Raw genomic sequence first — 17,727 nt, 5'->3', positions numbered from 1 at the left:
CGGCCCCTCGTTCAGCGCGACGCGACCCTCGCCGTTTATCATAACGGACAGATTATCTATCCGCCATCCGCTCCCTAATGCAAAGAAAAACGACCGATTTCTTCTACTTTCTAAGGTCTTGACAAGAGAATCGCACCGCACCGGAAGCTTGGTGTGGCACATTGGCAACGCTTGTCCACCAGTCGTCTAGTCAGGTTTGCGCCGGATCACCAGATTGCGGATTTCTGTCATGTCCTCGATCGCGAATCTAATGCCCTCGCGGCCGAGACCGCTGTCCTTGACCCCGCCATAGGGCATATTGTCGACCCGGTAGGACGGCACGTCATTAATCACGACGCCACCGACATCAAGCCGATCCCAGGCATCCAGCGACTTGAAGATATCGCGGGTGAAGATGCCGGCCTGCAGTCCGAATTTGCTGTCGTTGACCTCGTCCATCGCGGTACCGAAATCGCTGAAACTGGAGAGCAGGGCGAGTGGACCGAAGGCTTCCTCGCGATAGGCATCGGCGCTGGTGTCGACATTTTCCAACAGTGTCGCCTCGAGCATATTGCCCTCGCGCTTGCCGCCGCACAGCAGCGTTGCGCCACCGGCCACGGCGCTCTCGATCCAGCCATGCAGGCGGCTGGCTTCGCCTTCGGAAATCATCGGGCCGATGAACGTATCGCGGTCCTTCGGATCCCCCGCGATCAGCGTTTTGGTCTTCGCAACCAGCATGTCCCTGAACCTGTTGTAGATGCTTTCGTGGATGATGATGCGCTGCACGCCGATGCAGCTCTGGCCCGACTGGTAAAAGGCGCCGAAGACAATTCGCTCGAGCGCATCTTCCAGATCGGCATCATGATCGACGACGACGGCGGCATTGCCGCCGAGCTCCAGTATGACCGGTTTCTTGCCGGCCTTGGCCTTCAGGTCCCAGCCGACGCCCGGCGATCCGGTGAAGGACAGCAGTTTCAGCCGTTCGTCGGTGGTGAAGAGGTCGGCGCCATCTCGACTAGCGGGCAGAATCGAGAAGGCGCCTTTCGGCAGATCGGTTTCTGCCAATATTTCGCCCATGATGATGGCGCCCAGCGGTGTCTTGCTGGCCGGCTTCATCACGAACGGACAGCCCGCGGCTATCGCCGGGGCAACTTTATGTGCGGCCAGATTGAGCGGGAAGTTGAACGGTGAAATGAAACTGCAGGGGCCGATCGGTACCCGTTTCCACATGCCCATATAGCCTTTGGCGCGCGGCGATATATCGAGCGGTTGCACTTCGCCATAATTGCGGACGGATTCCTCTGCAGCGATGCGGAAAGTATCAATCAGACGCCCCACTTCCCCTTCTGCATCCTTGATCGGCTTGCCCGCTTCTACGCACAGGGAATAGGCCAGCTCGTCATAGCGCTCCGTGAACCGGTCGACGCAATGCTGCAGCACGTTCTGCCGCTCGTAACTGGCCAATTTTGCCATCGGTTCGGTGGCGGCTACCGCCCCCGCGATTGCTTCGTCGATGACCTCGGGTGTTGCCAAGGCGGTCCGGAACGCCACTTCATTGGTATATTTGTCGGTGACTTCCAGGTCGCTATTGGGTTGCACCGCTTCATTGTTGAGATAGAGCGGATAGACATCTTTCAATTTGGTCATAGGTATATCGTTCAAACCTTCGCGCTGAGTTCCTTGATTTCGTGGTTCAGGATGCGATCATTGTCCGAATAATCAACCGGACAGTCGATCAGATGGACGCCGTCGGTGCCAAGGCAATGATCAATCGTTTCCTGCAGATTCTTGGCGCTGCTGATCCGGTAGCCATTGGCCCCGTAGCTTTCCGCATATTTTACGAAATCCGGATTGCCATAAGTCAGTCCCCAGTCATCAAAGCCCATATTGGCTTGTTTCCACCGGATCATGCCGTAGCTGCTATCGTTGAGAACCAGCACGGTGATGTTGAGCTTTAACCGGACAGCGGTTTCCATCTCCTGGCTGTTCATCATGAAGCCGCCATCGCCGCAGATCGCCATGACCTTGCGGTCGGGATAGACCATCGCCGATGCCATGGCAGAGGGCAGGCCGGCACCCATGGTCGCCAGCGCGTTGTCGAGCAGCACCGTATTGGCCTGACGCGCCTTGTAATTGCGGGCAAACCAGATTTTATAAACGCCGTTATCGAGGCAGATGATGCCATCGGCGGGCATCGCCTCGCGGACGACCTTGACCAGATGCGGTGGATAGATCGGGCAGCGCAGATCATCGTCCATCGAGTCCGTATGTTCTTCCTCGGCGCGACGTGCGTTGTACATGGCGTCGAAATTCCAGCTGCCGGACGGAACAATATCTTCCTTCATTTGCCAGATGGCGTTGCCGATATCGCCGATTACCTCGATCTGCGGGAAATAGACCGGATCAACCTCGGCGCTGTTCATCGACACGTGGATCACTTCGGTGCTGCCGGGGGCCATGAAGAAAGGTGGTTTTTCGATCACGTCATGGCCGACGTTGATGATCAGGTCGGCGGCCTCGATCGCGCGATGGACGAAGTCATTCGCCGATAGTGCCGCGCAACCCATGAATTCCTTGTTGGTTTCATCGACCACGCCCTTCCCGAGCTGGGTGGTGACGAACGGAATACCGGTCTTCTCGATAAATTGCGTCAGCATGCGGCCGGTGGTGGTCCGGTTGGCGCCGCCACCAACAACAATGATCGGTGATTTGGCATTTTCAATCTTCTTGGTCGCGGCCCGAACCGCCTTTGCCTCGGCCACCGGACGGCGGGTCAGGCTGGGCGCGATCGGGGTGGAATCGGTTTCCTCGTCGGCAATATCCTCGGGGAACTCGATATGGGTAGCGCCGGGCTTCTCCTCCTCGGCCAGCCGGATCGCTTCGCGGACGCGGCTCGGAATATTGTCGGCCGAAGCCAGCTGGTGGGTGAATTTGGTGATCGGCCCCATCATGTCGACGACGTCGAGAATCTGGAAGCGGCCCTGTTTGGATTTCTTGATCGGCTTCTGGCCGGTGACCATCAGGATCGGCATGCCACCGAGCTGGGCATAAGCCGCGGCGGTGACCAGATTGGTCGCGCCGGGGCCGAGCGTTGCCATGCAGACGCCGGTCTTGCCGGTGTGGCGGCCGTAGGTCGCTGCCATGAAGCCGGCGCCCTGTTCGTGCCGGGTAAGAATGAGCTTGATTTTCTTGGAGCGCGACAGGCTGTCGAGCATGTCGAGATTTTCTTCACCGGGAACGCCGAACAGATACTCAACGCCTTCATTCTCGAGACATTCTACGAACAGATCGGATGCTTTGGTCATGTGGGTCCTTCCCTGGTCGTGACGACCAGCTTGAGTGCGAGTAATGGCAACGACCCCAATGACCCCCAATCCCCCTCAGAAATGAGACTCACTCTACCCCTATCTAATTGGATGGTAAGTCAAAAACCCCGGGGAGTCACCCCCTCAATATCCCCGGTCGAAGTCGGCGACGGCGATCATCTCTTCGCCGCCGCGATAGCGTTTGAGATTTTCAACAAAGCGGGCGGCGGCGCGCTGGAACATCCGCGTTTGCGCGACCCCGGACAGATGCATGCTGATGAGACAGTTGGGCGCGTCCCACAAGGGATGGTCGGCGGGTAGCGGTTCCGGATCGGCGACATCGAGCGCGGCTCCGCCGATCGCCTTGTCGTTGAGGGCCTTGATCAGTGCCTCCTGATCGACCAGCGACCCGCGCGCGACATTGACCAGCCAGGCGGAAGATTTCATCGCGGCAAATTCGTCCGCGCCGAACATATGCCGGGTGTCGCTGGTCGCCGGGGCGGACACAAACACCCAGTCGAACTCGCCGAGCCGGTCGCGCCAGTCATCGAGCCCGATGACATGGGACTCGCCGGTCGCGGTGCGGCGGACGGCGGTCACGTCGACGTCAAAGCCGGAGAGCTTTTTCGCGATCTGCTGGCCGATCCCGCCATAGCCGATGATCAGCGCCTTGCTGTCGTCAATCTCCACCGTGCCCGGAGCGGTTTCGAGCCAGTTGTGCTGGCGCTGGTTGTCAAATATTACATCGCTGCGCTTGGCGGCAGAGAGCATCAGCATGATGGCGAATTCTGCGATCGGCGCGCTGTTCAGCCCGGCTCCGTTGGTCAGGATCGTGCCCTGGGACTTGAGCTGCTCGAGCGGGAAATGTTCAACCCCGGCATAGATGCTGTTGAGCCATTTGAGATTGGTCGCGGCGGAGATGATTGCGGCCATCTTGTCTTTGTCATACATATCAAACCAGCCGATTTCGGCATGCGGGGCAACTTCCATGGCTTCTTCGGTGCTGGTGAACCAGGTGACGTCGAGGTCGCCGCAATGCGGTTCGATCATCGGCCGAACAAGGGAAGCCATGGCGGCTTTGGGTTTGGCAGTCATAATATATCGCCTCCTAAAATCTGTTTGTGCAAGGGGGGAATCTGACGTTCCCTCCTGTCCCTGCGTGAATGGTCCCGATTGCGCGCAGGCATCCGGGGAAAAGTCTAAACCGTTAATGCCCAGTCCCAGCGCAATGGGTCGCCGTCCATAAGCTCCACGCCTTTTGCGGTCAGCTCGTCGCGGATTGTGTCTGCGGCGGCAAAATCTTTCGCCGCTTTCGCTTGCTGGCGCTGGTCGAGCTTTGCCTCGATATCGCGTTCGTCCAGTTCCGCCGCGGTCGGCCGCACCCGCAATTGATCGCGCGTCAGGCCGGTCAGTTCCAGCCCCAAGACCGATTCCATTTCGGTCAGCAGCGCGAGCCTTTGCCCGGCCGGCAGTTTCTTCAGCGAGAGCAGTTCTTCGAGCAGCGGCAGGCCTTTTGAACTGTTCAGATCCTCGCTCAGCGCAGCGTCAAATTTGTCGCGCAACTGCACCAGTGCGGGATGGTCTATCGCCGCCGTCTGTCCGTCTGCCTTGTCGCGCAGCCGTTCAACGCCCATGATGATACGCTTCAGCCGGGTCAGCGCCGCCGCCAGATTTTCCCAGCTGAACTCCAACTCGCTGCGATAATGAGCCTGCAGACACATCAGGCGATAGGCGAGGGGATGAAAGCCCTTGTCGACCAGCAGTTGCACCCGCAAGAATTCGCCCGACGACTTGGACATTTTTCCGGTCCGGTCGATCAGGAAATTATTGTGCATCCAGATTTTCGCGCCGCTGTGGTCGGAACAACTATGCGCCTGGTTCTGGGCAATCTCGTTGGGATGGTGAATCTCGCGATGATCGATGCCGCCAGTGTGAATATCGAACGGCAGGCCAAGCAGCGCTTCCGACATCACCGAACATTCCAGATGCCAGCCCGGCGCGCCCTTGCCCCAGGGACTGTCCCATTCCATCTGCCGTGTCTCTCCCGGCGGTGTCTTGCGCCAGATAGCGAAATCGGCGGCGTTGCGTTTGCCCTCTACCGTGTCGATCCGTCCTTCACCGTCTTCGGTCGATGCGCGGGCGAGCGTGCCATAATTTGCCACGGTCGACACATCGAAATAGAGGCCGCTTTCCAGTTCGTAGCAATGTTTGTCGGCGATGCCCTTGGCATATTCGATCATCGCCGGAACATAGTCGGTGGCGATCGACCAGTGGGCCGGCTGCCGGATATTGAGTGCCTTAATATCCTGCCAGTAAGCCTCGGTATAATGTTTCGCGATATCCCAGATCGACTGGGCTTTTTCCGCCGCCATCTTCTCCAGCTTGTCTTCGCCCTCATCCGCATCGTCGGTCAGATGGCCGACATCGGTGATATTGATGACATGGGTGAGCCTGTAGCCCTTCCAGCTCAAAGTGCGGCCAAGTAGATCGGCGAACACATAGGCGCGCATATTCCCGATATGGGGATAATTATAGACCGTTGGTCCGCAGGTGTAGACGCGCGCCTCGCCCGGGTGGACGGGCACGAACTCTTCCATCTGGCGAGTCAGGCTGTTGAACAGTTTCAGCGGTTGCGCGGCAGTGTCATTCATCAGCCATCGCCTAATGGCTTTCCGCGCAAAAGGTCAACCGATCAATTGCGTGGTGGCATCATTCCGCCGGTTCGCGCGCGTCCTCATCTTCCTCAACCAGGCATGTCCCGCTGGTATCGGCTTCGCACTCGGAGCCGCCAACCCAAAGATCTTCATTGCCTGCACCTGTGACCGGCTCGTCAATCAACGGATCTTCTGCCATATCGTCGTTTTTCTTGATCTCGATAAGATTGTTCGCAAACGGATCTGCTGCGTATTTCTCCGGAGTCACTTCTTCTTCAATGATATCCTGCACCGGTTCATTGGTTTGCGGCGTGTCCGGCGTCGGAGTAGGAGTGGGCGTTGGAGTTGGCGTTGGAGTAGGCGCGCAACTGGCAGGATTGGCGATCAGACAACCGTTGATCGTAGACAGTTGGTCGAAGCCACCGCCGGTAATCGTTGTGGCGGGAATGACCGCGACACCGATGGCGTCATCGATGGTGCCATTGATAACGATCGGGGTCGAACCACTTGGGCCGGTATTGATCGTGAAGCCACCAGACCCGACCGCGAAGCCCCGCCGAGCGTCAAAATCCGTGCCGCTTCCCGTATTCTGGACATAGAACTGACTGGCCAGCAAAGTGACGTCAATCAGATCGGCGAAGATGAAACCCTCATCCCTTACAATGCCGTCATTCTCGGCAAGGCGGGCATCGATTTCGGCGGTGCTCATGCCCTGAATATCGTCAAAGGCCTGGTCCGTCATCGCATATATGTTGCGGGCGGTGAAAGCGAGATTGCCGGACAAGCTGCCGTCATTTGCTATTCCGATAGAGCCCGTTTCGGCGTTGATGAAAATATCCTCGCCAGCAACCAAATTCAGGGTTGTCTGGAAATCGCCTTGCACCGATAGCCTGCCGTCCACCCTGATCGACTGGTCGGCGGAAATATTGAAATTTGCATCTCTGCCAAAATTGCCGTCGGAAAATGCCGATGGCTGCAGATTTTCGATTGTCAGGTCAAATCCGCCAATTCCGGTCTCGACGGCATAAATGCTGAGGTCTCCTCCGGAATGAATGCGAGAGAATTCGTCATTATCCAACGTGAATTTCCCACTCGAACCGGTACCATCACCGCCGAGTAACATCTGGCTGGAACCATCGGTGAATATCTGGATGTCAGCGGTCAGATCATTCTGTCCCAGGCTGCCTGCCGATCCGATATTCATATCGGCGCTAACCGTTAGAATGTTGGTGCCAACAGTGGCTGCCTGTATGTCGATCAGATTTCCGGCTGTTATCTGCAGGTCATTCGCCGCGCTCACTGAATTGATGATCGATACGGTGTCGACCGCGCTGATGACGACGTCACCGCCCGATGATGCAACCGATAGAGGGAAATCGGGATCCAGCGGCGAATTGTCAGAGACGTCAAACATGTCATCTATGCTGGCCGAGCCGCCGGCAGATATAATGATATCCCCTGTTGCTTGTGCGCTTTGCACCAGCAGATCGCCAGCAGATGACAGAGCGATATCGCCATTGGTGGCTTCAGCCTGAACGACCATGTCCTGTTGCGAAACGAGGGACACGGCTTCGCCGGACGCGACAATGATAGTGGTGAGATCGATATTGTTGGCTACGTTGACCAACCCGGCAGAGGCGGTCAGAAATGCCTCGTTGCCTGATATGTCAGCGATTTCAATGCCGTTGTCGGCTCTGATATTTACCGTTCCCTGACCAGTCTTGTCCGCGCTGACCGAACCGACGGTAAAGCTCCCTCCTTGCAGGGTCGCGTTGACATTGGTCGCGCTGGCGATGGCATTGGCAGTCAGATCGCTGTTGCTGTTCATGCTGATCGATACATTGGCACCGCCGTTGATCGTATCGAAGCTGGCGTCGCGATTGGCATCGATAATGACGGCCCCGCCGGCGTCTATCGTGCCGCCGGTCAGCAGTCCGAAATTGCTGTCAATTGTGACGGTGCCGGTACCATCAATCGAGCCGAAATCGATGGTTCCATTGCTGGTGATGTCGACATCCACCCCGCTTGCATTCATGAATGCAATGTCGGTGCCGTTCATTACGATATTGCCGCCTGTCGCACTGGTGAAGTCGATTGCGCCACCAGTCAGTTCGACCGATGAGGAACCGGCAATGGTATCCAGGGTGATCGCGCCCGAACCGGCGTTCAGAAGCACGGAACCGCCGTCGGTATCGGAGATGGCAATTTCGCTTCCAGATATGAACAGCGCTTCGCTGCTGGCAGCATTATCAAGACTGATCAGGCCAGCGGCATCCATTGTCAGCGATATCGCTGCCGTTGCGGAATTTCCGGTTATATCGCCGCCTGCAGTCAGGCTGATATTCTGGCCACTGGCATTGGTAAATCCGAAATCACCAGCAGCGTCGCCAGAAATATTGCCGGTCGAGGTCAGGGATCCGCCATTGATGTTGCCACCCGCGTCGAGTGCCATGTCATCACTGCTTGTCGCGTTGTCGAAGATGATATTGCCGCCGGCGTCGACGGTGAACGTGCCGCCCTGCGCTTCGAGATCGCCAAATCCGACATTGCCGGTGGCATCGAGATCGATGCCGCCAGCGACAGTGATGGTACCGGTTCCGTCGATATCGCCGGCAGTCGCATCGAGCGCCAGATCACCGCCAATGGTGCCGTTGTTCAGCGTCACGCTTGTACCGGTGATTCTGGTGTTGCCGCCGCTGATCGCATTGACCAGCGATGGCGTGCCACCTGCGACAATGGTGATGTCGTCGCTGGCGTTCAGGGCGCCGGTGGCGGTCATATCGCCGCCGCTGGTCAGCAATATATTCGAGCCGGTGGCGGATTCGGAAGCAAAGACAATGGATCCGGCCTGACCGGCATTGGCGGTGTCGAACGACAGCGCGAACAGGTCGATGCCCGCGCCGCTGGTCGTCGCACCGGCCAGCGTGATCGCGCCGTCTGCCAGAACGATAAAATCATCGCCGGCCGAAACATTGGCCAGAGCAACGTCACCCAGTGACCGGATCGATACATCCTCGCCGGCGCTGAGCGCACCTGTGACAATATTGCCGCCCGCCAGCAGACCGATGGAGGCCGCTGTCGGAGTGCCGGTTGCCGTTGCCGCCGAACCGATCGCAATGTCCTGTGCCGCCGATATCAGAATGTCGCCGCTATTGGTGGTCAGCGCGCCGACGTCGACATTGTCGGCGAACAGATTGATACTGGCTCCCGCACCCGTCACCGTTATATCGCCGCCGGTGCTGTTCACGCCGATCGTCCCGGTGGAAGCGGTCAAGGTGACGCCATTGGGCGAACTGATGCTGTCGAACAGGATATTCGCGGCGCTGTTGAAGCTGATATTGGCGGCACTTGCATTGCCGATCGCAATATTGCCGCCGTCCAGATTGAGCGCATTGACGGCGTTCAGATCACCGCCGTTGATGCTGCCGCCGGCGGTCATGCTGATGGCATCGCTGCTGGTTGCACCGGCGAAGTCGATGTCATTGCCGGCGTCGACGGTGAACGTGCCGCCCTGCGCTTCGAGATCGCCAAATCCGACATTGCCGGTGGCATCGAGATCGATGCCGCCAGCGACGGTGACCGTGCCGGTTCCGTCGATATCGCCGGCGGTCGCATCGAGCGTCAGATCTCCGCCGATGCTGCCGTTGTTCAGGGTGACCGACTGACCGGTGATGGTCGTGTTATTGCCGCTGATGACGCTGGCAATCGCGGGGGTGCCGCCTGAGGTCACGGTAATGTCTGTTGCTGCGTCAAGAATGCCGGCCACCAGATCGGTACCGGTCACAATGGCGATGGATCCCAGCGAAGTGACATTTCCGAGCGTGCCCGAACCATTGGTCGCGGTGAGACGCAGAGCGGTCGTATTGCCATTGGTTGCGGATGCAATGTCGAAGCTGTCGCTGGCGTTTACGACGATGCTCAGGCCGGCATCCAGCGCGCCGGTCGTCACATCCCCTGCGGTGGCATCGATGGTCAGATTATCGCCTGCGGTCACATCGCCCAAGGCAATATCCGTGCCGTCGATATCGACAAATGCCCCTGCGTCGATGGTGCCGCCGGAAATTGTCGTGCCGATGATATCCACCAGACGGTCCGCCGTCACCGAACCAAAGGTGGCGGTTCCGCCGGCGTTCATAGTGATGTCGCTCGCGCCGCCGCCGGTGGCGGTCAAATCGCCGGTCGAGATATTGCCGTCGACCGCGCGCACCAGAATGGATGTGCCGTCGATATTGCCGGTGGTGATGTTGCCGCCGGTTGCCTGTGTCTGAACCGACGTGCCGGACAGATTGGCGCTCGATATATTGCCGTTCGCGGCGGTCAGGAACATCTGGCCATCGGATGTCACGTCGCCAGTGGTGATATCATCTGCTTCGATGCGTACCAGCAGGGTTCCGGTAACCGATCCGAAGTCGGCCGTAATCGCATCGACATCAACGATCTCATTGGCGAACAATGTGCCGACGGATGCGGTTCCTCCGGCATCGAGATTGATGCTCTGGTTGGCGCCCGCGTTGATAGCGGAGAGCGATGTACCGCTGATATCTCCGCCCGCGGTCAGGCTGATGCCTTGCGCTGTTATATCGGTAAAGGCGATCGAACCGTTATCGGCCACAGCGGTAAAACCGTTGGTCGCGCTTGCCGTACCCAGGCTCACGTTGCCGGCTTGTGATTCCAGACTTATTGAACTGCCGCCGATGATCGCGCCGATATCCAGATCACCGCTCGTCGCTGTGACATTCCCGATCTGGGCCGCGTTGAGCGTGGTCACGTCTACCGCGCCAGCCGTGATGTCGACCAGAAAATTGCCATCCAGCAAGTCGGCGGTCAGATTGCCGCCGGCGGTCAGGTCGAGCGTGTCGGTTGCGGTGGCTGTGCCCAGAGTGATGTCGCCGCTGGCGGTCATCGCCAGCGTATTGGGTGCACCCCCGGTGACGCCGAGCGTCCGGATCGTATTGCCGGTGATATTTGCGGCGCTGATATTGGTTCGGAAGGCTTCTGCCGTATCGAAGTCAAAATCCGCTCCGGCGTTAACGGTGAGAACGGCACCGCCGCTCACCGCACCAACGGAGATCGCGCCGCTGGCGTCCAGACTGGTGCCGCCGCTGGCACCGCCGGTCAGATTGCCGATAATGATGTCGCCGCCCACCGCTTCGAGATCGGTGATGGAATTGGCAAGGGCATCGCCGCCGGTAATATTCCCGTTTGTTGCCAATATGGTGATGCCGCTGGTCACCGACACCGTCGCGTCGAGATCGATAAAGCTGACATTTTCTCCCTGCAGGACGATGCTGCTGGCACCGCTGGTGGTGCCGAGGAATATATCGCCCGGCCCGCTTTGCGCGGCAAACAGTTCGATGGCGCGATCGGGAACCGTAATCTGGCCAAAGCTGATGTCATTGCCGGCTTCCACGCGGAAGCGTTGCGCGGTGCCCTGGCTATAGCTATCGACCGTGATGCTGCCGGGGACGGTATAGAGATTTTCCGATCCGCCGCCGACCAGCGCAACGGTGGTCAACTGCCCGCCGGTCGCGATAGATGCAGCCGTAATGTCAGCCCCCACCGTGATGCCGATGTCATTGATGCTGTTCAGCGAAGCGGAGCCGAGAAGGCTGCCGTTTACTGCGCTGACCATGATGCTTGCGCTGCCGACCGAGGCGTCGCGCAGGTCGACGTCGCCTTCGGTGCTTTCCACGAGGAACTGGTTCGATGCATCAAGGACGGTGGCAATGCCGTCGGTACCCATGATGATGTCGCGGCGAGTGGTGACCAGAATGTCGGTGGCCGACACCGTGCCGGCCTCGATGATGCCCTGGACCACGTCATTGTTGCTGGCCTGTCCGATGTAGACCAGATTGTCGGCAGCCAACGTGCCGAGACAGACATTGCCTTCGACACAAAGGCTGCTGAGCAGGCCATTGTCGTCCGATTGTCCGATCGCGGTGATCAGGGCGTTGGAAGGTGCATTATTGATATCGGCGGAAATCGAACTGGCGGTAATCGAGCCGCCCAGACCGTCGATCGAGTTGGCCGACATGACCACAGCGAAATCATTGGCATCCAGATCACCGGCGGCGACAATGGATGCAATCGGTGTAAAGGTCGTGCTGATCAGGGGCGTTAGCGCTCCGGCCTGGAGGATCAGGTTGTTAGTGTCGGGGAACGGATTGGCGGTGTTTGGCGATGTGACGGCATTATTGCCCGCTACCAGACTTGCACCGGTCTGGATGATGATATCATCGCCGGTCTGCACGGTCAGGCCATTGTCCGAAACCGTATTGCTGCCGCTCTGGAACAATGCATTGCCGCCAGCGTTTACCGTGATGAAACCGGCAGATGTGACATCGCCGTCTATCGTGGCATTATAGCTTGGATCGAAGGTCGCGCTTGGCGTGCCTGCGGGATCATGCCCGGCCTGGATGAGCATCTGCGGCCCGAGGACGATGGTTCCTGCGCCAAGGGTCACGGTCGTCACGGTTCCGGTGACAGCCGCATTGGTGACATTGGCATTCCACATAGCCGATATATCGACCAGTCCGACGCCGGCAATATCGGCAACCGTAGCATTCTGACCCGTGCGAACCGAGGCGCTGCCTGCGGCATTGATCCGCGAGCCGGTGGTGCTGATGAAATCGCCCTGCGCCGTGGCCGCGAAATTGCCGGACACATCGATGCTGTTGACCGGCGTTCCGTTATTGCTGTGATCGACGAAGATATTCTGGCCACTGATCAGCGTGGCATTGCCGCCAACGGTCATCTGCGCATCGCCGTCCAGGCTATATTGGATATTGCCGGCCACGTTGACGTCCAGATCGCCGAGAATCGATACAGCTCCGCTATCGCCGGTCATGAAAAAGCCGCCCGACAGGGCCGAACCCGAGCCGGTCCCGGTTCCGATTGCGGTATCGAAAGCGGTGGCTGTCAGGCTACCGAAGCTGATCAGTCCCGCAGGATCGGTCGAACCGTCGGTGATCTCGATGCGGCCACCCGCGCCGAAGCGGCCAAGGATGCCGTCGCCACCCGTGCCGCTGGAATCTATGGTTACGTCGGCGAATGCCACTATTCCGGGACTGCCTTCCTGAATCTCGACAATCCCGGTACCACCGGTTCCGATGCCGCCATAACCAGGGGTCCCGTCGGTTCCGAATGCGCCATAAGAGCCGCCGTCTCCGGCGTCTCCCCCGATGCCGGCTGTTGTTATATTGAGATTATTCCCTGAAATCGTGCCGCCTTGTGCGAGCAGTCGACCGGTGCCGCCCGTTCCGTCGCCACCATCGCCGCCGTCGCCGGCGACACTGTCATAAGAGTTGCCTCCGTATCCGCCAGCTCCGCCGGTGCCGGTGCTGCTCATGGTAAAATCGGAAGAGGTCAAATTTATCGTTCCGCCCGTCCGCGCGATCAGTTCGACCGTGCCGCCCGTCGCGTCGCCGCCCGCTCCGCCATCGCCGCCGTCCATGCCGCCGCCGAACTGATAGAAGCCGTCTCTGCCGCTGCCGCCGGTTGCATTGGCTTCCAGGATGAGAAATCCGAGGTCGATATTTCCGCCGGCTCCGGTAACTTCCAGACGAGCCGTACCGCCGGTCGCGGCGCCGCCCGAGCCGCTGTTGCCCGTGATATTATTGGCCGCATCGAGCAGTCCGGCGCCGCCGTCCCCGCCTCTCGCATTGGCGATGATGGTGGGGTCATCCGGATCGGCGGTTGCATCATTGATATTGATCGCCGCGACCCCGCCAAAGGCAGCGCCGCCGTTCCCGCCATCCAGCCCGTCGCCGCCATCACCCCCGAAACCGCTGGCATCGACGATGTAGACCGGGCTGTTGAGGTCATCCTGATTGATATTGATGATCGCATTGCCACCAGTTCCGGTGCCGCCATCGCCGGCGATATTATCCGCTTCACCGGTTGAAAAGCCAAAGACGTCGCCGCCATTTCCGCCCGCCCCGACCGATGTGACCGAAAGCTGGCTAAAGCCGAGCGTCCCGGCATTATTGTTGAATGTGGCACTGCCACCAGTCGCATTGCCACCATTTCCGCCTGTCCCGGCCTGAATGGTACCGCTGCCCGCGCTGCTGCTGCCGCCACCATTTCCGCCATCAGCGCTGGTCGAAATAACAATATCGTTGGCGTTGATTGTCGCGCTGCCATCAAGGTTGAAGGTAGCGGTGCCTCCGATTCCGTCGCCGCCATTACCGCCATCTGTGCCAAAGCCAAAGCCACCCGCACCATTTGCGGCATAGGGGGCGAGGTTCTGGTTATTGCCATCCGCTGACACCGTGAGTGTGCTGGTGATGGTCAAGTTTCCCGACTGGCCATTGAAAACCGCGTTGCCGCCAATCCCGCGTCCGCCAGCTCCACCGGCGGTACCATTATAGGTATCGCCATAGGAACCATTGCCGCCGAATCCGTTGGCCGAGATCGTCAGGTTGGTGACGGTCGCGTCGCCACCGTTGAGATTGAAGGTGACGTCGCCGCCCTGACCGTCGCCGCCATCACCGGCAGAAATGCCACCTGCCATAGGCGCGTCAATCACGGTAAGGTCCGTAGGCATAGCCAGTGCAGAGGTTTCGGGTATCGATGAAATGCCCGGAGCTTGTTGCGGTGGTTCGGTTCCGCCTTGGCCGCCTGCGCCATCAGCGCTGACTTCGATGTCATTTGCGATAAATGTTCCGCCGAGAAGATCGAAGATTATTTCGCCGCCAAAACCGCTGCCTCCGCCGCCTTCAAAAATCGGCGTGATCTCCACGCCCCCGGCGATCGAACCATCAGCGTCGAGATACATGTCCGCGGCGCTGATGCGGCTGCTGGAAGGCGAGCTGCCCTCCAGCAATAATCTGATGGATCCACCTTGAGCGCTTGTCGTCTCTACAGTTGTAGAATCTTTGACTCCACCCCGTGCGCTGGCGGTTGCATCAAGGTCTCCAGTAAAAACGATGGCCCCGTCATTGGCATGAATCAGGATATCTCCGCCCTGTGCATTGATGCCATAGGTACTCTCGGTGTTGGCATAGGCATAAAGGTTCGCTGTGTCGCCGGAAATCACGCCGCCATTTTGTGCAACCAGATCTATATTACCGGCGTTCGCAAGCGCGCTCCTTTCGCCAATGGAAAAGAGGTCTATGCTGGCATCGATATATAAATCTCCGAAATCGAACTGGCCATTGTCAGCAAGTACCGATACCGATCCGGCGGTCAGGGTTTCCCCAGGTCCGCCGTTGGAGGCATAGGTATAAACGTCGACACCATTGGACACGACCAGCCCTGAATCCCCACCGGTATTTATAACACTGATGGTCACTGCGTCGGCGGCTGGATCGTTCAGGACATTTCCGTTTGTCGAAGTATCGATGACAATTCTGTCTGTAATCGACACTTCGGTACCACTGTTGCTGAGCGCGAGATTGACCGATGCGCGGGTGACATCTCCCACAAAGCTGTTGCCGCTTGCATCATATGAGCTTCCACCACTCGCATAGGCGGCAATATTCACACTTCCGAAATTATGGCTTCCGTCTGAAACAGCGAAATTGACCGAGCCTGCCACAGCGGCATTATTCTGGGCGGTCGCGTCGTCACTACCGCTGGTTCCCAAGGCATAAGTCGTGAATCCGAGATTGCCGTTCACGGTCAACTCGCCGCCGGTCAGGATCAGGTCGACATCCCCGGCGGTGCTGTTGCTGCCCAACAGGCCGACACCGCTACCACCGATCTTTCCGTCACCGGTGTTCCGAACATTGGCTTCGAAGGAGACATCGCTTCCGAACGCCGCGATGCCGCTGTCCATGTTGAAGACGATATTGCCAGCCTGGCCGAAGCCATTCTGAATTTCGCCTTTCCCGCCCTGGGCGCCGGTCTGGAATCTTGTGTTGCCGCCGACATCCAACACGCCGCCGTCGGTGATATTGATGGCGATGTCGCCGCCAATAGCGTCCTGTCCGATCCCGGTGCCGCCATTGTCCCTGACGATAAAGAAATCATCGGCGCCGGTTGCGCTGCTGTCGGCGGTCAGGTTGCCGCTCACCCGGAGACCGGTATCGATTTCAGTTCCGAAGCCGGTACGATTTATATTCAGATTTATGTTACCGCCGGTAGCGTCGGTTCTGGCGGTCAAATTCACATCGCCGTTGACCAATATCTGGCCACCGCCCGATATGTCGAGATTGATCTCGTTACCCGCGGTCAGATTCAGGTCTTGCGTTCCGACGGTATTGCTGATCAGCACCCGGTCGGCTGCTGACTGCGAAGAAATTGAGATGTCGTTTGATGCAAATGTTTCGAGCGTGGAGCCGAATGTGGTCGTAGACGTACCGCCGATCGCGATATTGGCAGCAGCGGTCGACGTTACATTTTCCTCGATCGCATTGACCGGTGCGTCCGGCGATCCGGATGCCGTAACATTTCCGCCCGCACTAAGGATGATTTTTCCGCCATCGATGGTTGCGGAGGAAGCCGCAAGATAACCGACGGCGCCTCCGACCAGCATGGTCAGCGCATCATTCTTCGGAACGGCGACCATATATATGGCCTGCGCATCGGCATCGATTACACCGCTCTGGCCGACTATCGGGCTTGATGCCGGACCGGTGGTCGTACCAGTATGAACCACGCCATTGGCATCGGACGTGCCCACGCCGATCGAGATATCAAACAGCCCGTTGTTGATCGTCAATTCGGCTTGTTCTGCCGCGACATAGGCAACCGAGCCGTCTGCCGTTACAGTCCCGCCCTGGACGATACGTGGCGCAACCATGGCGACATAGCTGCTGCCGTCATTCAGCGCGTTTATCTGCGCGCCAGCGTTGATCTGGATGCTCGACTGACTGTCGGCAACACCGGCAAAGCGCATTTCTCCGCTGGAACCGTAAAGGCCACCGGTCATGTCGATATCATTGGTCGTCAGCACCAGGCTGCCGACGTCGAACCGGCTCGTGGCACCGGCGATGATTCCGCCCGGGCTGTAGAACCAGATATTTCCGCCGGGCGCGGTTGCGGCAGTGTCGACAAAGCTTTCAACAATACCATTGAACTGCACCGGCCTGCCGTCTGCGGTCGCCACCGGCAATATGCGGTTCAGAACCGTATAGTCGAGGCCGTTGGAGACAAAGCGGAGGGTTCTGCCGGCGGGCAAGATGTCGATCGGGTTGTTGACCAGCCCATCGCTGCCGAAAGTAGGCGCGTCGGTGTCCAACGGCGTCCAGTTGATCACCGCTTCGCTCTGGGTGATCTGGAGCTGATCCAGATTGGTTTTACGGGCACCCAGAAATAGCACGCCGCCCGTAGGGAAACTGGCACTTGCCTGAAACGCCTGGCCGCTGACAGGCGTGAAGGCCTGCGCTTCGTCCAGTCCGGGAACCGGCGCGCTGATGCTGACAGGATCGAAATTGGCTGGGGCAGGGGCAGAAATTCGGATATCGGTGTCAGCCGGGGGCACGATCGGTGCCGAAATGCGGATATTGGTGTCGGGCAGGGGCGTGACCGGTGCACTGATCCGGATATTATTGACAGAAACGGGCGACAGCGGGGCCGAAATGCGGATATTCGCGTCAGGCAACGGTGTGATCGGAGCGCTGATTTTGACATCATTGACCGGCAGCGGCGACAGCGGGGCCGAAATTCTGACGTCACGGGGACTGAAATTCGGGGCCTGCAAGGCCGACTGGGCTTGCGCAGGTTGCGGAGCGGATGCCAGCAGAAACGCCGCCGCTGCCATCGAACTGCCCGACAGCCAGCGCATTTTGCCCACGGCGCGAACGTCGGTTCGGCTGCTGTTGCTCTGTGATCGCTTGCTCATGATC

The 17,727-nt window shown here is 58.8% G+C and carries 5 protein-coding genes; all 5 read right to left on the bottom strand.

What is annotated here, in order from left to right:
• Positions 1-186: 186 nt before the first annotated feature.
• Positions 187-1,626, bottom strand: coding sequence for an aldehyde dehydrogenase family protein (locus tag BOSE62_RS07955; RefSeq protein ID WP_201295643.1), 1,440 nt, complete (start codon positions 1,624-1,626; stop codon positions 187-189).
• Positions 1,627-1,637: 11 nt separating this feature from the next.
• Positions 1,638-3,284, bottom strand: coding sequence for an acetolactate synthase large subunit (locus tag BOSE62_RS07950; protein WP_159643984.1), 1,647 nt, complete (start codon positions 3,282-3,284; stop codon positions 1,638-1,640).
• A gap of 144 nt (positions 3,285-3,428) precedes the next feature.
• The gene (locus BOSE62_RS07945) at positions 3,429-4,379 is read right to left on the bottom strand and encodes a D-2-hydroxyacid dehydrogenase (protein WP_236553916.1); all 951 of its coding nucleotides are present in this window, start codon (positions 4,377-4,379) and stop codon (positions 3,429-3,431) included.
• 104 nt (positions 4,380-4,483) lie between these two features.
• Positions 4,484-5,935, bottom strand: coding sequence for a cysteine--tRNA ligase (gene cysS / locus BOSE62_RS07940; RefSeq protein WP_159643982.1), 1,452 nt, complete (start codon positions 5,933-5,935; stop codon positions 4,484-4,486).
• A 58-nt stretch (positions 5,936-5,993) separates the two neighbouring features.
• Positions 5,994-17,723, bottom strand: coding sequence for a hypothetical protein (locus BOSE62_RS07935; RefSeq protein WP_159643980.1), 11,730 nt, complete (start codon positions 17,721-17,723; stop codon positions 5,994-5,996).
• Positions 17,724-17,727 lie beyond the last annotated feature (4 nt).

It is taken from the genome of Sphingorhabdus sp. 109, assembly GCF_902506555.1.
In the GTDB taxonomy this organism is placed as follows: Bacteria; Pseudomonadota; Alphaproteobacteria; order Sphingomonadales; family Sphingomonadaceae; genus Parasphingorhabdus.
This window is presented reverse-complemented; position numbering and strand designations above follow the sequence as displayed.